Source organism: Nonomuraea thailandensis (genome assembly GCF_024172165.1).
GTDB classification, from domain to species: domain Bacteria; phylum Actinomycetota; class Actinomycetes; order Streptosporangiales; family Streptosporangiaceae; genus Nonomuraea; species Nonomuraea thailandensis.
The window spans coordinates 992,370-1,011,836 of sequence record NZ_JAMZEB010000002.1; the positions used below are offsets into that span (position 1 = coordinate 992,370).

Here is a 19,467-nt window from a genome sequence, read left to right on the forward strand (position 1 = left end):
GCCCGCACGGTCATCACGACAGCTTCGTGACCTCGCCCGACCGGGAGGTGTCGTAGCCGCCCAGCGCAGAGATCCTGCCGCGCAGCGCCGGCGTGCGCAGGGCGGCGATGAGGTGAGCGGCCGAGTCGAGGGCGTGCCCGGCCAGCCCGATGTCGAACTCCTCCCAGGCCAGGGGGATGAAGTCGAGGTCCAGGTCGGTCGCGGCCGAACGGACCGCGAGGCCGGCGTGGACGGTGCCGGTGGCGACGGCCAGGGCGACCTCCAGGTGGGAGCCCACCTGCGGCCCCCGTAAATCGTCCGGGTCGTGACCGGCGGCCAGGAGCAGCCGGTCCAGGAGGATCCGGGTCCCGGTGCCGGGGCGCCGGGAGGCGACGCGCCGCGTGGTGAGGTCGGCGATGCCGGTGATGCGGCCGGGGTTGCCCGGCGGCACGATCAGGCCCTGCTCGCGGCGCCAGAGGTGGATCAGGTGCGGCTCCAGACCGCGCAGCATGCCGAGCGCGAAGGGCGCGTTGTAGGCGCCGGTGTGGTGCAGCAGGTGGATCGCGGCGCCGTCGGCGTGGCCCTGGCGCACCGCGCTGAGGCCGGCGACGCTGCCCTCGCGCGTGACGATGCTCAGCCTTCCGTCCAGCGCCCCGGTGAGCAGGTCGAGGGCGGGATCGTCGCTGCCGGCGAGGGTGAGGACGGAGTCCACGTGCAGGAACCGCCGGGCCGCGAGCGCGGCGCCGGGGGTGACCCGGGCCCGGCGCCGGTCGGCCAGCTCCAGCACTCCGGCGTCGGCCAGCCGGCGCTGTGCCCGGCTCACGGTGGAGGCCGTGGTCTGCCACTGCCGGGCCAGGTCGCGGATGCCCGGCAGCTCGTCCCCGGGGTGGAGGGTCCCCGCGATGATCCGGTGAGCGAGGTCGGTGCAGATTTCCCGGTAGCGGGTCACGTTGGGGTAATTTACCGGAACGTGACCCGGGCGCGGTCAGTCGTCGTCGTAGCCGTACGGGGGCGTGATCGGCCTGCCCTCGGCGAACCGGTCGGGGGAGAAGGCGGAGACGTCCACCGTCCGCGGCTCGTCCAGGGCCAGCTCGGACAGCGCGCGGCCGACCGCCGGGCAGATCTTGAAGCCCATCCCGGAGAAGCCCGCCGCGACGATGAGGCCCTCGATCCCGGCCACCTGGCCCAGCATCGGCCGGGCGTCCGGCGACATGTCGTAGACGCCGGTCACGCCGCGGGTGATGCCGGACTCGGCGAGGGCGGGCACGCGGCGTGCGGCTCGCCCGACCATCTCCACCACGTTCGCCTCACCGGGCGTCTGGGGGAAGTCGTCGGGGTCGATGCCGGCGCGCGGGCCGATGAAGTCGCCGAGCAGCAGGTTCCCGCCCGGTTCAGGGCGGAAGTACGTACGGGTGCCCGAGTCGATGCACGCCAGCCGGGACGCCGGCCCGCCCGGGCCGTCCCGCAGGACCGCCACCTCGTGGTACTCGGCCTCGATGGGCAGGTCCGCCCCCACCGCCGCGAGCAGCGGACGGGTCCACACGCCGGTGGCGAGGACGACGAGGTCGGCCGTGAGGTCGCCCTGGTCGGTGCGCACCCCCCGGACCCGGCCGCCGGCGTCGGTGAGGAGCGAGCGCACGGGGGTGTTGGGACGATAGACGACACCCAGCTCCCGCGCCCGGGACAGGAAGTCGCCCGCCACGACGGCGCCGTCGCCGTAGCCGGCCCGGGGCTCGTACGCGGCGGCGACCACGTCGTCCACCCGCCAGCCCGGCTCCAGCTCCAGCAGCTCGCCGGCCGTGATCACCTCGGCCTCGGCGCCGCACGCCCGCTGCATCTCGACGTTCTTGCGCAGCAGGTCGGCCTCGCCGGGCGAGACGACGCGGACGAACCCGCACTCGCGGAAGACCGGCGGCCGGCCGACCCGCTCCGGCCACTCGCGGAAGAAGGCGAGGCTGTCCACCGCCAGGCGCACCTCCGGCTCGAAGGTGTAGTGCATCCGGACGAGGGCCGACGAGCGGCTGCTCATGCCCTCGCCGGCGTGTCGCGCGTCGACGACGGTGACGGAACGCACCCCGCGTTCGGCAAGGTGGAACGCGGTCGACGCCCCCATGACGCCGGCACCGACGACGATGACCTCGGGCACTGCTCGAACCTCCAGAATCTAGGCGAGGACCTTGGACAGGAACGCCTTCGTGCGCTCCTCCTTCGGGGCCACCAGGCATTCGCCCGGCGGGCCCGACTCGATGATGACGCCCCCGTCGAGCATGGCGACGGTGTCGGCGACCTCCTTGGCGAACCCGATCTCGTGCGTGGCCACGATCATGGTCATGCCCTGCCGGGCGAGGTCCTTCATGACGTCGAGCACCTCGCCGACCAGCTCGGGATCGAGGGCCGAGGTCGGCTCGTCGAACAGCATGACGTGCGGCTTCATCGCCAGGGCACGCGCGATGGCCACCCGCTGCTGCTGCCCGCCGGACAGCTGACCCGGGTAGGCGTCGAGCTTGTCGCGCAGGCCGACCCGGGTCAGCAGCCGCTCGGCCTCCGCCTCGGCGCGCTCGCGGGACAGGCCGAGCACCCGCCGCGGGCCCAGCATCACGTTCTCCAGCGCGGTCATGTGCGGGAACAGGTTGAAGCGCTGGAACACCATGCCGATGCGGGCCCGCTGCCGGCACAGCTCCTTCTCCGTCATCTCGTGCAGGCGGCCGCCGGCCTCGCGCAGCCCGACCCGGCGGCCCTCCACCTCCAGCAGCCCCGAGTCCGGCCGCTCCAGCGCGTTGACGCAGCGCAGCAGGGTGGACTTGCCGCTGCCCGAAGGGCCGAGCAGGACGAGCGTCTGCCGCGGGTGGACGGTGAGATCGACGCCCCGCAGCACGTCGGTGGAGCCGAACCACTTCCACACCTGCTCCGCGCGGACCATCGGCTCGCCGTCCACGTGGTCGGGCGCCGTCCCGTAGTCCGCGGGAGCCGTGGCCCGGGCCCTGGCCCGGGCGGCCGCGCGGCGGCGCGCCCGGCGCTCGTGGGCGGCGGACGGCCTGACGCCGAACCCGCGGCCGAAGTACCGCTCCACGTAGTGCTGGCCGATGCTCAGGATCGAGGTCAGCAGCAGGTACCACAGCGACGCCACGACCAGCAGCGGCATGATCTTGAAGTTCTGCTGGTAGATCTGCTGGACGCTGGTCATCAGGTCCCGCCCGGAGATGACCGAGACGAGCGCGGTCATCTTGAGCATCGAGATGGCCTCGTTGCCGAGCGTCGGGATCAGCACCCGCATGGCCTGCGGCAGGATGACGAACCGCATCCGGCGGCCCGAGGACATGCCGAGCGACATGGCCGCCTCGCGCTGCCCGCCGTCCACCGAGATGATCGCCGCCCGGACGAGCTCGGCGCAGTAGGCCGCCTCGTTCGTGGCCAGCGCCAGCACCGCCGCGGTGGCCGCGCCGATGAGCGAGCTCGTGGGCACCGAGCCGAAGACGACGCCGGTGAGCGGGATCCCGACGAACAGGTTCGGGTAGAGCGCGCCCAGGAATCCCCAGAAGATGATCTGGACCAGCAGGGGCGTGCCCCGGAAGAACCAGATGTAGCCCCAGGCGACGGCCGAGAGCACCCGGTTGTCCGACAGGCGCATCACCGCGAGCAGCACGCCGCCGGCGATGCCGATGCCCATGGCCACCAGGGTCAGCTCGACGGTGACGGCCAGCCCGTGCAGGATCGAGGGCGCGAACAGGTACTGCCGGATCGAGGCGACGTCGAGGTTGGGGTTGTGCCACAACGACCAGCCGAGGGCGAACAGGAGGTACGCGACGAGCGCCGCCGCGGCCCAGCGGCCGTACCGGCGGACCGGCACCACGGTGACGGGAGGCGGCCGCTCCCCGGTGGGGGCGGGGGCGGTGTCAGCTGCCAAGGAGGTCACAACACTTTCTCTTTCTCGCGGGACGGGCGCCCTAGTCGGTCCCCTGGTTGATCTCCGCCTTGGTCAGCGCGATGTTCTCCACACCGTACTTGGAGAGGATCTTCAGGTAGGTCCCGTCGTCCATCAGCGCCTGCAGCGCCTTCTGCAGCGCCGTCAGCAGCTCGGTGTCCGATTTGGGGACACCGATGCCTTCCATGCCGCCGCCGAACTCCTCGGTGATCGAGGGGGCGTCGACCAGCTCGAACGCGTTCCCGTTCTCGAAGGTCTTGGCGGCGTACGCGGCGGCGGAGGTGGCCTGCACGCGGGCCACCGCCTTGCCGCTCTTGATGGCCAGGAAGGCCTCGCTGTCACCGGGGAAGGCCAGGGCCGTGACGCCCTCCTTGCCCTGCGACTCGAACCGCTTGCTCAGCTTGCCGATCGCGGCCTCCTCCGAGGTGGAGCTCTGCACCGCGACGGTCTTGCCGGACAGGTCGGTGACGTCCTTCATGCCCAGCGGGTTGCCCTTGGCGACCAGCAGCGAGTAGCCGTCCTTGGCGTAGTCGACGAAGCTCAGCGACTCGCGCCGCTTCGGGGTGTCGAAGATGCCCGCCATGACGATGTCGGCCTTGCCGGCCATGACGGCGGGGATCATGCTGTCGAAGGCCGTCTGGTCGAAGGAGGCCTTGACGCCGAGCTTGGCGGCCAGCGCCTGGGAGAGGTCGTAGTCGATGCCCGTCGGCTGCTGTCCGCCGGCCGTCGTGTACATCTCCCAGGGCGGATAGGGGATGTTGCTGGCCACCCGGATGACGCCGGCCGACCTGATCCGCTCGGGCAGCAGGTCGTGCAGGGCGGACTCGGCCGCCGGCGTCGCGGCGGCCGGAGTGGCGCTGCCCTGAGCGCCCACCTCGGGGGCGGGCGGCTCGGAGGCCAGGGCGCATCCGCCGAGCGCCATCACCATCGCCGCCACGCCCAGGAACGTCTTGCGTCGTGCTGTCATCAGTGTGCTCCAACCGGTATCAGGGACGACGCCAGGTCCCGCATGAGGACGGAGCTGTCGTCGGCGGACTCCAGGTCCGCCAGGGCTGCCAGCAGCCGGGGAATCGAGGCGGGCTCCAGCCGGCCGGCGGCCAGCCAGGAGAACTTGTCGCGCATCTCGTCCTGCGTCCAGCCGGGCTCGGGGTAGAGGACGTGGTCGACCCGGCCCGACGACAGCACGGTGCCGTCGGTCAGCGTGACGGTGACCACGGCGGAGTCGCTGCCCTCCGGGTCGTTGACCTCGGAGAGGTAGTAGCGGCGGGTGAGGTCGTCCGTCACCACCACCTCGATGCGCCGGCACAGGTCGATGATCTCCGGCGAGCCCAGGCGCCCGTCCGCCACCTGGTCCGGCCCGACCCGGCCGTCCACCAGCATGGCCGCCACCGGCCAGGCCAGGTTGAACTGGGCTTCCTCGGTGGTCCGTGGCAGCCGCGTGCCCAGCCGCGCGGCGTCGGGGTAGGTCTCGATGACGACGCGGGCGACGGACCCGGGCGGCAGCGGGTGCTCGGTCCGCAGCTTCTCCACCGCGAGCAGCGCGGGGTGGGTCCAGGCGCAGCTGGAGTACCGCTTCCAGGTGATGCCGCGGGGCAGGTAGTAGTCGCTGCCCAGGTCGTCCGCGTACGGGCGGAAGCGCTCCTGGTCGAGGCCGGGCTCGATCCCGGTGAACCCGCGCCGGGCCAGGTCCGCCGACAGCAGTCCGGTGAGCGCGCCGAACCCGACGCCGTGCTTGACCATGCCGGGGGTGTCGATGGCGCGCATCATCGGCAGGTCGGGGGAGTCGTACTCGGCGATGCCCAGCGCGTGGCGGGTGGTGGCCTCGTCCAGCCCGTGGACGTGGCACGCGATCGCGGCGCAGGCCACCGCGCCCCACGACCCGCAGGCCCGGTAGGTGCGCTCCGCCGAGTGGACCGCGCTCTGCTCGTGGTTGACGCAGCGGCCGGCCCGGAAGGCGATCTCGTACCCGACCACGATCGCGGTGATGAGCTCGCGCCCGCTGAGGCGCAGCTCCTCGGCTAGGGCGAGCGCGGCCGGGACGACCTGGGCGCCGGGATGGCCCCAGGTGTAGATGCCGCAGTCGTCGATGTCCACGGCGTTGGCCGCGACCGCGTTGGCGAAGGCGGCGCCGCCGGTGCCCAGCGGGCTCCCGCTGACGATCGACGTCGCGCCGCCGGCGGGCCACCAGGCGCGCGCCAGGTCGTCGGCGACGCGGGCGGAGGTGGACGCCCGGCCGGCGAGCATGGCCGCGAGCGTGTCGGTCAGGCACATCACGGCCCGGTCGATCACCTCGCGGGGCAACCGCTCCCAGGTGAGCCGGGTGATGAAGCCCGCCGCCGGGGAATCGCCGCTCATCCAGGCCGGGCGCGCGCTCCGGAGATCATCACGAAACGGCGCCGACATTTGTTACTCCAATGTTTCTGAAGGTATATCTTTGATGCGGGAAACAATTTCATTCACCATAATGGCTTGTCAAGAAACGTCATACCTTGTATTTGCGGAGAGCCGGAAGCGTGAAAATGCCTGTAGAAGCAAGTGCCTCACCGCCGGGCCCGGACGCGGCGAAGGAGGAGGCGGCGCTGGCTCTGCTCTGGAGCGCCGTCCACGCCCCCGGCGGCCGGGCGCCGTTCTGCCGCCGGTGCGGGGCGCACCGCTCGTTCCACCGGGTCTCGCGACGGCGGGCGTACGCGTGCGACAGCTGCGGCGCGCACGTCTACCCCGCCTCGACCACCCCGTTCGCCGGCTCGCCCGTGCCGCTCGCGGCCTGGCTCGACGCCGTCGTGATCGTGCTCGACTCCCCGGGGAAGGCCCGCCCGAACCGGGTGGCGGGGGCGCTCGGCGTCGACTACCGGCGGGCCTGGCGGATGACGCGGCGCATCGACGAGGCGCTTCAGGCCGACGGCGACGACGCCGCCCTGCTGCGCCGGCTCGCGGGCCTGTGGAAGGAGCAGGGCCACACCCGGCCCGGCCGGGCCCCCGACCCGGGCAGCCCGGAGGACCGCATCCGGATCGCCGCGTGCCGCCTCATGGCCGAGCGCGGCATCGAGGCGACCCGCATCGCCGACATCGCCCGCGAGGCAGGGGTGTCGAACGCCAGCATCCACTATTACTTCAGGAGCAAGGACGAGGCGCTGCTGGCCGCCTTCCGCTGGGCGGGCGACCAGTTGCACCTGACCCTCCAGCGCCTGCTCGACGAGAACGTCAGCACCGTCGGCCAGCTCCGCCACCTGCTGGAGCTCAGCATCCCCGGCGACCAGGGCACCTTCGAGGAGTACCTGCTGTGGCTGGAGGTGTGGGCGCGGGTCAGGCGCCATTCGGCCTTCCTCGACGAGTGCGTCCGCATGTCGCGCAGGTGGGCGGACGCGGTGCTGGACGTGTTCGCCGCGGGCGTGCGGGACGGCACGTTCACGCCCGTCGCGCCGCTCGGCGAGGTGTGCGAGCGCTACGTCGCCATCGCCGAGAGCCTGGCCGTGCGCAACACCCTCGGCTACAGCGACATGTCCGCGGAGACGGCACGAGGGCTGCTCGCCCGGTTCACCGCCGAGCAGCTCGGCGTGCCGGCCGGGCTGCTCGAACCCGGCCCGTCCTGAACCGGCGTACTTGGCCCGACCGTCATCTTCTCGCCGATGAATACGACTTCACGCCCGGCGCATTACTTTCCTTGACATCGCCGCGCAGCCGCGCCGACAATCCTGCAATTACCCCCGCAGGAGACGGAACGGAACCCGCATGCCTGATTCACGCCGCGGCGCGGCGGACGTCGTCGTGCTCGACGCCTCGGTGCTCACCATGGATCCGGAGTCGCCGCACGCGGCGGCGCTGGCGATCACCGGTGGCACGATCACCCACGTCGGAGGCCGTGACGAGGTGTCCGAGCTGATCGGCCCCGGCACCGACGTGATCGAGGCGGGCGGGCGCGTGGCGTGCCCCGGATTCGTCGACATTCACACGCACACCGATCTCGACCTTTTCCGGGACCCGGCGCACCTGCTTTTCAAGAATTACCTCATGCAGGGGATAACCACGGTTCTGGCGGGCAACTGCGGAATGGCGGAGATGGCGCCCGGCGAGCTCCTCGCCCGGCTGGACGCCCATCCTCCGGCGGTCAATTTCGGCACGCTCGCCGGGCACGGATACGTACGCGACGCCTGCGGGATCCCGGCCGGGCTCGAAGAGCTCTCCGACGCGCAGATCGAGGCCATGCGGGCCGTGCTCGCCAAGGCGATGGCGGACGGCGCGTTCGGCATGTCGACCGGGCTGGAGTACATCCCCGGCCTGTCCTCCCGCACGGCGGAGCTGATCGCCTGCGCCACGGTCGTGGCCGAGCACGGCGGCTTCTACGCCAGCCACATGCGCAGCGAGGGCGACCACCTGCTCGCCGCCGTCGAGGAGGGCATCCGGATCGGCCGCGACTCGGGCGCGCGCGTCCAGCTCTCCCATCTCAAGACGGACGGCGCGTGCAACTGGTGGAAGACCGACGCGGTGATCGGCGCCATCGAGGCGGCCCGCGCGGACGGCATCGACGTGGCGGGGGACCAGTACCCGTACCGGTTCTTCGGCTGGAACCCCTCCATCTTCATCCCCGGCGAGCACCTGGCGGCCGGCCGGCCGGCCCTGGTCGGCACCTACCTGCGCGACCCCGCCCGCCGCCGCCTGATCAAGGACGGCATCGTCGACCGCATCACCCGCTACCACGGCGGTGACGGCGAGCTGGTCGTGATCTTCGACTGGACCGACGGGGCCGGACAGCGGTGGCAGGGGGCGACGCTGGCGGCGATCCTGACCGCGCGCGGCCTCACCCCGGCGCCGGACGCGCTCGCGGAGCTCATCCTGGAGATGCTGCCCGACGAGCGGGCCGACGCCGTCATGGGCAGCGACCTCAGCACCAGCGACGAGGCCGTCCGCCGCTACCTCTCCCTGCCCTACCTGGCGGTCTGCACCGACGGGTTCAACCAGCCCTGGCTGGCGCCGTGCCATCCGCGCAGCTACGGCGCCTTCCCGAAGGTGCTGGGGGAGTACGTGCGCGACAAGGGGGCGCTGCCGCTGGAGACCGCGCTCATGAAGATGACCTCCCTGCCCGCCTCGCTGATGGGGCTGGCGGACCGGGGCGTCCTGCGGGCCGGCATGCGGGCCGACGTCGTGGTGTTCGACGCGGAGACCGTGGGGGAGAGGGCGACGTTCGGCACGCCCGCCGCGCCGGCCGGCATCGACTTCGTGCTGGTCAACGGGATGGTCGTGGTCGACCGCCGGGCGGGTGGCGACGGGTTCCGGCTTGAGGGCGGCTCGCCGCGCGGCGGCCCCGGCATGGTGCTGCGCCGCCCGGTCTAGGACGGCGCCCGGCGCGGTCCCGCGCCGCTACCCGCTCCGGCCCGCGAGGTCGGACAGCAGCCGCATCCCCACCGCGTCGACCGAACGCGCGTTGGCGCTGAGGGCGACGACGGCGGCCCGCCGCTCGGGGATCATGGCCAGCAGCGAGCGGTAGCCGCCGGTGCCGCCGTTGTGGAACAGTACCCGCGGACCTCCCTTGTCCTGCGCTCTCTCCATCGACAGCCAGCCCGGATGGGCGGTCGCGACCTTGCTGATGGAATGGCCGGTGGCCCGGGTCAGCGCGACGGCCTCGGTGATCTCCGCCGGGCCGTCCCCGAACGAGGCCCCGGCCAGCCGCAGCAGGTCGGGCACGGTGGAGTGCAGCCCGCCCGCACCCGCCAGCGCGGCCAGCCGCCAGCCCGGACGGGGCCGGCCGAAGCGGGAGTGCCCGGGCGCGAGCCGCGCGGCGCGCTCGCCGTCGAGCTCCACCCGCGTGTCCGCCAGCCCGAGCGGGCGGCAGAGCTCGCGCTGGACCAGCTCGTCGTAGTCCAGCCCCGCTTGCCGTGCCAGCGCCAGGCCGAGGAGCCCGCCGCCGAGGTTGGAGTAGTGGAACCGGCTTCCGGGTACGGAGCGCAGCCGCGTTCGCCGCAGCCCGTCCATCAGCACCTCCTCGGTGCAGCCGGCGTAGGGGTCGGAGGAGAACATGCCCCTGGGCATCAGCCCCTTGGGCAGCCTGGGCAGGCCGGAGGTGTGGCAGGCCAGGTGCCCGAGCTCCACCTGCCTGCCGTCCCGCAGCGGCACGGCGGCGCCGTCCGGCAGCAGCTCGCGCAGGGGCTGGTCGAAGGCGACCTCGCCGCGCCCGGCCAGCCTGGCCAGGGTCAGCGCGGTGAACGTCTTGGTGATCGAGCCGATCTGGAACAGGGTGTGCGGCTCCGCCCCGTGCGTCGCGGTCTCCTCACCGCGGATCGCGCCGACCGCGACGGCGCCCCGCCGCCCTTCGGCCAGTTGCTCGACGGCGCGGCGGACGAGCTCGTCCAGGGGCGCGCCGGGGTCCGCGGTGCGATCGGTCACGGCGTCAATGCTGGTTGACATCGGCCCGGCGTGTCAACCTCGAGGTGGAAGGGAAACGTGCAGAAACGTGCACGACCGTCATTGCGCGTGGATGACGGGCACCTTGAGCGCCTGCACCGTGGGGTTGCCGGCGTCGGCGTCGGTGACGATCCCGGCGACCTCCGCCAGCGGCAGGACGGCGAACCGGGACGCGGTGCCGATCTTCTCCGAGCTGCCCAGCACGTAGGTGTCGGCGGCCCGGCGCGCGAGAGCGCGCTTCATCGCGGCCTCGTCGGCGTCGTCCGTGGTCAGCCCCGTCTCGGGATGCACGCCCGTCACGCCGAGGAGGAAGAGGTCGGCGTTGACCCCGCGCGCCGCCTCCGCCGCCGCCGCCCCGCAGGACACCATGGAGTGCTTGAACAGCCGCCCGCCGATCAGGTAGACCTCCACGTCGCGGTGGTCGGCCAGGGCGCAGGCCACGGTCGGGCTGTGGGTGACGACGGTGGCGCGCAGGTCGGGCGGCAGGGCGCGGGCGACCGCGAGGGCCGTGGTGCCGCCGTCGAGGATCGCGGTGCTGCCGGGCTCGACCAGCGCCGCCGCCGCGGCGGCGACCCGCTGCTTACCGGAGACCTCGACGCCCTGGCGGGTGCCGTAGTCGGCGATCGCGGGAGAGGCGGGCAGGGCTCCGCCGTACACGCGCTGGCACAGGCCGGCCGCGGCGAGGTCGCGCAGGTCGCGGCGGATGCTGTCCTCCGACAGGCCGAGCTCGGCGGCGAGGTCCTTGGCGACGATCCGGCCGTCCTTGGCGAGGCGTTCCAGGAGCATCTCCCTGCGTTGTGCCGCCAGCATGCACGTTTCTCCTTGTTTCTTCCGATTGTTTCCCACTATAGTTCCGGCTCGTGATGATACTTATCGCAGGTCCCTACCGTTCCGGTACGGGCGACGACCCAGAACTGATGGCCCGCAACCTGGCCCGGCTGGAGGAGGCGGCGTGGCCCGTCTTCCGTAGCGGGCACGTCCCGATGATCGGAGAGTGGGTGGCCCTGCCCGTGCTGCGCGGGGCGGGCGGCACCGGTCCCGCCGATCCCGTGGCCGAGCAGATCATGTATCCCACCGCGGAGCGGCTGTTGCGGCACTGCGACGCCGTCCTTCGGTTGCCGGGCGAGTCCGCCGGCGCCGACCAGGACGTGCGCATCGCGACCGAGCGCGGCCTGCCCGTCTACCACAGGGTCGAGGACATCCCCGGCTATCAGACAGCCTGACCCGGCGGCGCGGCGGGCCCGGCAACCGGCATCCCTGCCGGGCCGCCGATGGCCCGGGCCCTGTCCGGGCCCTGTCCGGGCCCTGTCCGGGCCCTGTCCGGACAGGGTCCGGGGCGGGGGTCAGCGGGCGCCGAAGTCCTGCGTCCAGTAGATCTGTCCCCCGGAGGCCTTGACCGCGCCCACTCCGATGTGGGTGTAGGAGCAGTTCATGATGTTCTCCCGGTGGCCTTCGCTGTCCATCCAGGCCCGGACCACCTCGGTCGCCGACCGCTGCCCCTTCGCGATGTTCTCGGCCCACGCCGAGCCGGAGAAGCCGGTCGCGCGGATGCGGTCGGTCATGTCGCGGCCGTCCTGGGAGTCGTGGTCGAAGTAGTCGTTCTTCGCCATGTCGGCCGAGTGGCCGGCCGCCGCCCTGCGCAGCCTCGCGTCGTGGGTGAGCGGGTCGCAGCCGCCCTTGGCCCGCTCGGCGTTGGTCAGGCGGACGACCTGGTTCTCCAGCGACGTGCCGACGGAGGTCGCCGGCTCCTTCGTCTTGGGCGCCGTGGAGGCGGGCGTGCGGGCCGGAGCAGGGGTGGGCGTGGGGGTGGCGCAGGTCAGGCGGACGGCCTTGGAGGCGGCGGTGCCGTTGCGGTAGTCGGTGGCGACCGCGTAGTAGGTGCCCGGCACGCAGTCCATCTTCAGGGTGAGGCGGTCCTTCCTGGCCGAGCCGCTCTTGACCACCCGATCCTCGCCGGGCACGGCCCGCTTGAGCCGGATGCGCAGCAGCGCGGGCCGGACGCAGTCGCGGCGGGCGGCCGAGGCCTGGATCGTCCGCGCGGTGACGGCGGGGCTCGCCACGCTGACGCGGCAGTCGTCCGATTCGGGGGACGGCTCGGGCGTCGGCTCGCGGGTCGGCGTCGAGGCCGGCGTCGCCTCGCCCGACGGCGCGGTCACCTCGGGCGACGCCACGGAGAGGCCGCCCTGCGCCCCGCCGGTGGACGGGGAGCAGGCGGCGAGGCCGATCACGGCGGCGAGTAGCCCGAGGGGTTTGCGCATGGGGAGTCCTCCAGAACAGAACACGCTGGACGTCCCGCATCTTGCCATGAAGATGGACATTTCGCCCATTGATTGACAAATGGGCTGATGGTGAGAGGGTGGCAGGCGCTCAGTGCGTCGACGCCTCGGCGTAGGCGGTGGCGGAGGAGGTGAGGTGGCGCAGGAGCCGTTGCAGGTCGGCCACGCCCTGGTCGTCGAGGCCCGTGGCCTGCGTGATCGCGGCGGGGATGTGCCGGGTCTGCTCCTGCATGGCGCAGCCCTCGCCGGTGAGCGCGATCTCCACCGAGCGCTCGTCGTCGGGGCGCCGCCGCCGGCTGATCAGGCCGCGCGCCTCCAGGCGCTTCAGCAGCGGGGACACGGTGTTGTAGTCGAGCCGGAGCGCCTCGCCCAGCTCGCGGACCGTGCTGCGCTCGTGCCGCCACAGCAGCACCAGCACGAGATACTGCGGATAGGTCAGGCCGAGCGGGTCGAGCAGGGTGCGGTAGACGGCGGTGATGCTGCGCGAGGCCGCGTAGAGGTCGAAGCAGAGAAGAGGGGACAACGGGCCGGCGTTGTCGGGACTCGCGGCGGGAGTCGCGGTTGCTGCCATGATGCCAGCCTACCGTTCGTGCTCTGTTTGCGATTTGGTCGCGCGCGAGGTATTTGGGCGGCGGCGGCCCCTGTCGATCACCGCCGCCCCCGGCGGGCTCAGTCCTTCAGGAAGGCGAGCAGTGCCTGGTTGACCTCGGCGGCGTGGGTCCACAGCAGGCCGTGCGGGGCGCCGTCGATCTCGACGTAGGTGGCGCCGGGCAGCCGGCCGTGGAAGGGGCGCGCGGTGGCGTCGATGGGCAGGATGCGGTCGGCCGTGCCGTGCACGATGAGCGCGGGCAGGTTCGAGTCGGAGATGGCGGTCACGTCGGCGCGGAAGTCGGTGGTCCAGGTGGGCACCGCGGCCACCGAGGCGTACGCGGAGGCCCCCGCCGCCACGTTCCAGCTCGAGCGCAGCGCCGCTTCGCTGATGCGGGTGCCCAGGTTCTCGTCGGTGTTGTAGAAGTCGGCGTAGAAGGCGTCGAAGTAGGCGTACCGGTCGGCCGTCGCCGCGGCCAGGATGCCGTCGAAGACGGACTGGTCCACGCCGGTGGGGTTGTCGTCGGTCCTGAGCAGGAACGGCTGCAGCGCCCCGAGGAAGGCCGCCTTGGCCACGCGGTCCGTGCCGTAGGTGCCGAGGTAGCGGGCCACCTCGCCGCTGCCCATCGAGAAACCGGCGAGCACGACGTCACGCAGGTCGAGGGTGCGCAGCAGGATGTCCAGGTCGGCGGCGAAGGTGTCGTAGTCGTAGCCCTTGGCCGGCCGGCTGGACTGGCCGAAGCCGCGGCGGTCGTAGGTGATGACCCGGTAGCCCGCCTCCAGCAGGGCGGCGGTCTGCTTCTCCCAGGAGTGGCCGCTGAGCGGGTAGCCGTGGATCAGGACGACCGGCCGGCCGCTGCCGTGGTCCTCGTAGTAGAGCTCGATCGGGGTGGTGTTCTCGGTGCCGACGGTGACGTAGGCCATGGGGTCCTCCAGTGAGCGGTGCGGATCGACATGCATAACGTACTCGATTACATCGTGCACGATGTAGTCGGATGCGATGTGATGCTGCACACAGGTGGCCCGTCGATTGAGGGTTCGACGCGAGGTGAGCGAGGAAAGCGGCGGCAAAGTTCACACCGGGAAGTTCAACGATACCGTTGAAGGAATGGACATCAAGGACACAGCCCGGCCGCTCGACGGCGCGGGCGTCTCGGAGTTCCTGCGCTCGCTTCCCGCCCGTCCCCTGCTGCTCGGCCTGGGCGAGGCCAGGCACTTCGTGGACGAGCTGGGCGAGGCGCGCAACGAGATCTTCCGGGAGCTGGTCGAGCACGAGGGCTACCGGTCGTTCGCCATCGAGAGCGACTGCCTCCTGGGTCTCGTGGTCGACGACTACCTCACCACGGGCGCGGGCACCCTCGACGACGTCATGGAGCGCGGCTTCAGCCACGGCTTCGGCGCGTTCCCGGCCAACCGCGAGCTCGTATGCTGGATGCGGGCCTACAACGAGGAGCACGACGAGCAGCTGCGGTTCTTCGGCTTCGACGGCCCGCTGGAGTACTGGGCGGCGAGCCCGCGTCAGGCGCTCACCGGCCTGTACGACCTCCTCGGCGGTCCCCTGCCGGGCGACGTCGTCACCAGGCAGACCCTCGACACGCTGCTCGGCCCGGACGAGCCGTGGGCGAACGAGGCCGCGGCCATGGACCCGGCCCGGTCGATCGGCCGCTCCGCCGAGGCCCAGCGGCTGCGGCTGATCGCCGACGACCTGGCGGCGCTGCTCGACACGCAGGCGCCGCAACTGAGCGGGCGGGAGGCGGAGCGCGCGGCACTGTACGCGCGCACCGCCACCGGCCTGCTCCGCTACCACTACTGGATGGCCGACGCGTCCCCGGCGCGGTGGACCAGGCTGTCGGCGCTGCGGGACGCGATGATGGCCGCCAACCTGCGCGCCGTCGCCGAGCACGGCCCCGCCCTCATCTTCGCCAGCAACCTCCACCTGCAGCGGAACAAGACCCTCATGGAGTTCGGCGACCAGCGGCTGGAGTGGTGGAGCGCGGGTGCGATCGCCGCGGCGCACCTGGGCGACCGGTACGCCTTCCTGGCCTCCGCCTTCGGCACGGTCGGCGACGACGCCCCGCCGCCGGACACCGTCGAGGGCGCCCTGTCCGCGCTCCCGTGGGACCGCTCCCTCGTCGACGCCCGCCGCCTGGCCGGGGCCGCCGCGACGGCCGCCCCGCGCGTCTCCCGCGATTTCGCCTACTTCCCTCTGGACCCCGCCCAGCTCGGCCAGATCGACGGCATCGTCTTCCTCGACCGGGCCGTGAGGCTGAAGAAGCTGGGCTGACAGCCCGCACGTCGTCCGAACGTCGTCCGATGGCCCTGCGCGCCGGCTCTGCCCGCCGGCGCGCAGGGCCATCGGCGCGCGAGGGCCGGGCCAGCGGCGCGCGACGGCCGGGCTAGCGGGGTCGGGAAACATCCGGATCGTGGATCTCCTGCTCGTCGCATCCCAGGTCCTGATCGGGGCCGTGTTCGCCGTCGCCGCGTTCACCAAGCTGCGTAGCCGCGCGGACCTGCGCGCGTTCGCGTCCGGCCTGGTGATGGTGCCGGAACGGCTGCGCCTTGCGGCGGCCGGCGCGGTCGCGGCCGGCGAGGCCGCGACGGCGGCGCTCATGGTGATCCCGGAGATCGGGCTGGTCCTCGGCGGGATCATGCTCGGCGCGTTCAGCCTGGTGATCGCCGTGACCGTCCGGCGGGGCGAGCGGGTGTCGTGCCGCTGCTTCGGCCCGTCAGCGACCCCGCTCGGCCGGCTGCACCTGGTGCGCAACGCCCTGCTGCTGCTGGTGGTGGCGGTGGGCGGGACGGCGCTGGCCTTCCCCGGCGGGCCGCCGGACGCGGCGGGGCTGGCGGTGGCGATACCGGCCGGGCTGGCGGGGGCGGTCGTCTTCGTCGCCTTCGACGACATCGCCGGCTTGTTCACGGACAGAACGGGGAGAGTGTGATGGCGTACCTGGTCGCCGCGGTCGTGCTGGTCGGGCTGCTGTGCATGGTGAACCTGCTGCTGACCGTCGGCCTGATCCGCCGGCTGCGCAGGCAGAGCCCGCCGCAGCCGCCGATGGCGGCAGGGCTCGCTCCGGGCGGGAGCGTCCCGCGGTTCGCCGCCACGACCACGAGCGGCGAGCCGGTCTCGGACGAGCTCCTGGGCGCGCCCGCGCTGGTCGGCTTCTTCTCCCCGGGCTGCCGGCCCTGCGTGGACCTGCTCCCGCTCTTCGCGGAGCGCGCACGCGGCACGTCCGACGGCGTGCTCGCCGTGATCGCCGACGGCCCCGGCGGGGACGCCACCGTCTACCTCGAGCAGCTCGAACAGGTGGCACGGGTCGTCGTCGAAGCGCCGCAAGGCCCCCTGCAGACGGCCTTCCAGGTCAGCGCGTTCCCGACGATCATCACGATCGACGCCGGGGGAACGGTCGGCGGCAGCCACCACACCATGCCCGTCGAGGTCGAGGCGCCGTGAGGCCGATGTTGCTGGCGGCGGCGTGCGGGCTCGCCGGTCTGGCGCTGCTGGCCGTACGGCTGCGCGCGACGTACCTGGTGATCCGCGTCCGCGGCAACAGCATGGCGCCGGCGCTGACCCACGGCGACCGGCTGCTGTCCCGGCGCACGCGCCTGGAGGCGCTGCGCACCGGGCAGATCGCCGTCGTCCTGAGCCCCCGCCCGGGCGGCAGCAGGTTCCTGATCAAACGCGTCGCCGCCCTGCCGGGCGATCCGGTCCCGGCGGAGGTGCGGGAGGCCGTCGCCGGCGACGTCGTCCCGGCCGGCAGGTTCGTGCTGATCGGCGACAACACCGAGGCCAGCTTCGACTCCCGCGAGCACGGCTTCTTCCACGCCGACGACCTGCACGCCGTCACCATCAGGAAGCTGGAGCCGCAGCATGACCGCTGACGGGGTGCGCCTGACCGCCTCCGCGCGCGAGGCGGCGGCGATCGGCTGGAGCGGCGCCGCGCTTCCCGTGGCCGGGTACGCGGTCACCCTGCTGGGCACGGCCACGGCGCCGATCGCGGCGGCCTGGCTGACCAAGCTGGTCATCGACGGCCTCACGGGATCGGCCTCCCTGGCCGGGCTGCTGGGCCTCGCGGCGGGTCTGGCGACCACCGGAGTGGCCGCCGCGATCCTGCCGCACTGCTCGCGCTACCTCGGCGGCCAGATCGGCCGCGCCATGACGGCCGTCACGACGGACCGGCTCTTCGCGGCCACGGCCCGGTTCCCCGGCCTCCGGCCCTTCGAGGCTCCCGGCTTCCTGGACCGGCTGCGCCTGGCCCAGGAGGGGACGGCCAGGGCCGAAGGCATCGTCACCGAGGCGTTCGGCCTGATCCGCTCCGCGGTCAGCGTGATCGGCTTCGTCGGGTCCGTGCTGGTGATCAGCCCTGTCATGGCGCTGATCGTGCTGTGCGCCGCCGTGCCGGCGCTCGTCGCGCAGCTGAAGCTGTCCCGCCAGCGCACGACCATGATGTGGGAGATCGGCCCCGCGGAGCGGCGGCAGCTCTTCTACGGCACCCTGCTCAGCACGATCGAGGCGGCCAAGGAGATCAGGCTCTTCGACCTGGGCGGATTCCTGCGCCGCCGCCTCATGGCCGAGCTGGCGACGACCCACGCGAGCAAGCGGCGGATGGACCGCAGGGAGCTGTCGGCCGAGGGGATGCTCACCCTCCTGTTCACCGGCGAGCAGGACCGCGAGGACTCCTCGACCGGCGTCGTGCTCTCCGGCGGCCAGTGGCAGCGGACCGCCCTGGCCAGAGCCTTCCTGCGCGACGGGCGGGACCTGATGATCCTCGACGAGCCGAGCTCCGGTCTCGACCCGGAGGCCGAGGCCGACGTGCACGCCCGGGATGCGCGAGCACCGCGCGGGCCGTACGAGCCTGCTCATCTCCCACCGGCTGAACACGGTGCGGGACGCCGACCTGATCGTCGTCCTGAAGGACGGGGTCGTCGCCGAGCGGGGCGGCCACGACGACCTCATGGCGGTGGACGGCGCCTACGCCCGCCTCTTCCGCCTCCAGGCCCGCGGCTATCACGAGACGGCCGCGCCACATGAATCCGAGGAGAGAAAGGAGGTGAAGACAGAATGCTGGACAAGCTCATCGACCGGTTGATCCCCACGGTGAAGGCCGACGCGGCGTGCACCCCGAGGTGCACGGTCATCGGCCAGCCGTCCGTCGGGTGCTACAGGATGCGGTGCGTCAACGGCGACTGCTCCATCAGCACGGTCGTCGTGTGCGACTGACTCGACGGAGAGAGGTGGGACAGGTGAAGACCATCACCGCGCTGGCGGACCGGATCGTCGCCCTCGTCGTGCCGTCCGGCGAGGCGCAGGCCGCGTGCACCGCACGTTGCATCCTCGATCACACGACCTGTACCGGCAGCATCTGCTGCGCGTACTTCAAGTGCTGGAGGAGCGACTGCACGCCGTACTGGCGCAAGCAGTGCGCCTGAGTAGGTAAAGGGGAGCTCCCCCTGGCCCGGCGCCGGCCAGGGGGACACCCTCACCGGGACCGGAACGAGGCGCCGCGAAGAATGTCCTCGTGCCGGCGGCGCAGGTAGTCGGCGGGTTCGACGCCGAGCTCCGCGCTGAGGATGTCCCGCATGCGCCGGTAGGCGGCGAGTGCTTCGGCGCGGCGGCCACGCGCGGCCAGGGCACGCAGCAACATCTCCCACAGGGACTCGCGCAGGGGGTGGGCCTCGACGAGGCGCTCCAGCTCCGGGATGACGCCGTCGTGCAGGCCGAGCTGCAGCCCCGCCGTGGCCCAGAGCTCGGACGCGGTGAGGTGCACCAGGTCCAGGCGGCGGCGCTCGCGGCGGACGGTCTCGACGTCGATCTCCGGCGCCAGCGGACCGTGCCACATGTCCAGCGCCTCCCGCAGCAGCCGCGCAGCCTCCGCCGGGCTGCCCGCGGTCAGCGCCTCCGATCCCCGGGTGAAACGCTGCTCGAACGTCCTGATGTCCACCGCGCGATCCGGGACGACCAGGGTGTAGCCGTTCCCGAGGGTGATCAGATCCACCCCTTGCGCGGCCAACGGCGCCAGGGTGCGCCGCAGGCGGTAAACGTACGTCTGCAGACTCGCTCTGGCCGTGGCCGGCAGCTCGTCCGGCCAGAGCTCCGTCATCAGCCGGTCCACGCTGACCACTCCTCCCGGGCGCAGCATGAGCACGGCGAGGATCGCCTGCTGCTTCGCGGCCCGGACGTTGATCGCGCGGCCTCCACCGTCGACCACCGCCATGTGCCCCAACAGTTGGAACATCGTTCACCTCCGACCGGCATTCTGATCGGGGCGAGTATGTCGCCGGTATGGAGGAGCCGCCGGCGTCCCCAGC

At 72.5% G+C, this 19,467-nt stretch carries 21 protein-coding genes; 10 read left to right on the forward strand and 11 right to left on the reverse strand.

Annotated elements, in window-relative coordinates:
* Positions 1–13 precede the first annotated feature (13 nt).
* The 5 genes from HD597_RS08595 to HD597_RS08620 are packed head-to-tail and all read right to left on the reverse strand — an operon-like array spanning position 14 to position 6,256.
* Entirely contained in the window at positions 14–928 is a 915-nt protein-coding gene (locus tag HD597_RS08595; protein ID WP_253741285.1) for a substrate-binding domain-containing protein, read from the reverse strand.
* 36 nt (positions 929–964) lie between these two features.
* Entirely contained in the window at positions 965–2,125 is a 1,161-nt protein-coding gene (locus tag HD597_RS08600) for an NAD(P)/FAD-dependent oxidoreductase (RefSeq protein ID WP_253741286.1), read from the reverse strand.
* Positions 2,126–2,143: 18 nt separating this feature from the next.
* Positions 2,144–3,883, reverse strand: coding sequence for an amino acid ABC transporter permease/ATP-binding protein (locus HD597_RS67255; RefSeq protein ID WP_425572335.1), 1,740 nt, complete (start codon positions 3,881–3,883; stop codon positions 2,144–2,146).
* A 40-nt stretch (positions 3,884–3,923) separates the two neighbouring features.
* A complete protein-coding gene (locus HD597_RS08615; protein WP_253741288.1) occupies positions 3,924–4,868 on the reverse strand; it encodes an ABC transporter substrate-binding protein in 945 nt (314 codons plus the stop codon).
* Entirely contained in the window at positions 4,868–6,256 is a 1,389-nt protein-coding gene (locus tag HD597_RS08620) for an MmgE/PrpD family protein (protein ID WP_253741290.1), read from the reverse strand. The genes HD597_RS08615 and HD597_RS08620 overlap by 1 nt, the downstream gene beginning before the upstream one ends.
* Before the next feature lie 164 nt (positions 6,257–6,420).
* On the opposite strand from HD597_RS08620, the gene HD597_RS08625 reads away from it, so the two are divergent.
* Complete coding sequence (locus HD597_RS08625) at positions 6,421–7,491, forward strand: TetR/AcrR family transcriptional regulator (protein WP_253741292.1); 1,071 nt, start codon at positions 6,421–6,423, stop codon at positions 7,489–7,491.
* Between the two features lie 139 nt (positions 7,492–7,630).
* A complete protein-coding gene (locus tag HD597_RS64320; protein ID WP_276082858.1) occupies positions 7,631–9,229 on the forward strand; it encodes an N-acyl-D-amino-acid deacylase family protein in 1,599 nt (532 codons plus the stop codon).
* Between the two features lie 27 nt (positions 9,230–9,256).
* Here HD597_RS64320 and HD597_RS08640 read toward each other — a convergent pair whose 3' ends face one another.
* The gene (locus HD597_RS08640) at positions 9,257–10,279 is read right to left on the reverse strand and encodes a serine hydrolase domain-containing protein (RefSeq protein ID WP_253741294.1); all 1,023 of its coding nucleotides are present in this window, start codon (positions 10,277–10,279) and stop codon (positions 9,257–9,259) included.
* 78 nt (positions 10,280–10,357) lie between these two features.
* Positions 10,358–11,107: a DeoR/GlpR family DNA-binding transcription regulator gene (locus HD597_RS08645; RefSeq protein WP_253741295.1), complete on the reverse strand. Its 750-nt coding sequence runs from the start codon at positions 11,105–11,107 to the stop codon at positions 10,358–10,360.
* A gap of 107 nt (positions 11,108–11,214) precedes the next feature.
* Between HD597_RS08645 and HD597_RS08650 the strand changes: the two genes are divergently transcribed.
* A complete protein-coding gene (locus HD597_RS08650; protein WP_253741296.1) occupies positions 11,215–11,520 on the forward strand; it encodes a hypothetical protein in 306 nt (101 codons plus the stop codon).
* A 120-nt stretch (positions 11,521–11,640) separates the two neighbouring features.
* Here HD597_RS08650 and HD597_RS08655 read toward each other — a convergent pair whose 3' ends face one another.
* From HD597_RS08655 to HD597_RS08665, 3 genes are all read right to left on the reverse strand, one after another.
* Positions 11,641–12,555: a CAP domain-containing protein gene (locus tag HD597_RS08655; protein WP_253741298.1), complete on the reverse strand. Its 915-nt coding sequence runs from the start codon at positions 12,553–12,555 to the stop codon at positions 11,641–11,643.
* A 109-nt stretch (positions 12,556–12,664) separates the two neighbouring features.
* Positions 12,665–13,144: a MarR family winged helix-turn-helix transcriptional regulator gene (locus tag HD597_RS08660; RefSeq protein ID WP_253741300.1), complete on the reverse strand. Its 480-nt coding sequence runs from the start codon at positions 13,142–13,144 to the stop codon at positions 12,665–12,667.
* 98 nt (positions 13,145–13,242) lie between these two features.
* Positions 13,243–14,085 (reverse strand): alpha/beta fold hydrolase, encoded by an 843-nt coding sequence (locus tag HD597_RS08665; protein ID WP_253759280.1) that lies wholly within the window; start codon positions 14,083–14,085, stop codon positions 13,243–13,245.
* 184 nt (positions 14,086–14,269) lie between these two features.
* On the opposite strand from HD597_RS08665, the gene HD597_RS08670 reads away from it, so the two are divergent.
* From HD597_RS08670 to HD597_RS08700, 7 genes are all read left to right on the forward strand, one after another.
* The gene (locus tag HD597_RS08670; protein ID WP_253741302.1) at positions 14,270–15,445 is read left to right on the forward strand and encodes an erythromycin esterase family protein; all 1,176 of its coding nucleotides are present in this window, start codon (positions 14,270–14,272) and stop codon (positions 15,443–15,445) included.
* A gap of 139 nt (positions 15,446–15,584) precedes the next feature.
* On the forward strand, positions 15,585–16,100 hold the full coding sequence (locus HD597_RS08675; protein WP_253741303.1) for a MauE/DoxX family redox-associated membrane protein: 516 nt from the start codon (positions 15,585–15,587) through the stop codon (positions 16,098–16,100).
* A complete protein-coding gene (locus tag HD597_RS08680; RefSeq protein ID WP_253741305.1) occupies positions 16,100–16,612 on the forward strand; it encodes a TlpA family protein disulfide reductase in 513 nt (170 codons plus the stop codon). The genes HD597_RS08675 and HD597_RS08680 overlap by 1 nt, the downstream gene beginning before the upstream one ends.
* 5 nt (positions 16,613–16,617) lie before the next feature.
* Positions 16,618–17,040, forward strand: coding sequence for a S26 family signal peptidase (locus tag HD597_RS08685; RefSeq protein ID WP_253759282.1), 423 nt, complete (start codon positions 16,618–16,620; stop codon positions 17,038–17,040).
* Positions 17,030–18,190, forward strand: a complete 1,161-nt coding sequence (locus HD597_RS08690; RefSeq protein ID WP_253741307.1) for an ATP-binding cassette domain-containing protein — start codon at positions 17,030–17,032, stop codon at positions 18,188–18,190. The genes HD597_RS08685 and HD597_RS08690 overlap by 11 nt, the downstream gene beginning before the upstream one ends.
* A gap of 30 nt (positions 18,191–18,220) precedes the next feature.
* Positions 18,221–18,379 (forward strand): hypothetical protein, encoded by a 159-nt coding sequence (locus HD597_RS08695; protein WP_253741309.1) that lies wholly within the window; start codon positions 18,221–18,223, stop codon positions 18,377–18,379.
* A 23-nt stretch (positions 18,380–18,402) separates the two neighbouring features.
* Positions 18,403–18,588 carry a hypothetical protein gene (locus HD597_RS08700; RefSeq protein WP_253741311.1) on the forward strand — a complete coding sequence of 62 codons (186 nt, stop codon included), beginning with the start codon at positions 18,403–18,405 and terminating at the stop codon, positions 18,586–18,588.
* A gap of 50 nt (positions 18,589–18,638) precedes the next feature.
* On the opposite strand, the gene HD597_RS08705 is transcribed toward HD597_RS08700, so the two are convergent.
* Positions 18,639–19,394 (reverse strand): AfsR/SARP family transcriptional regulator, encoded by a 756-nt coding sequence (locus HD597_RS08705; protein ID WP_253741313.1) that lies wholly within the window; start codon positions 19,392–19,394, stop codon positions 18,639–18,641.
* Positions 19,395–19,467: the final 73 nt, after the last annotated feature.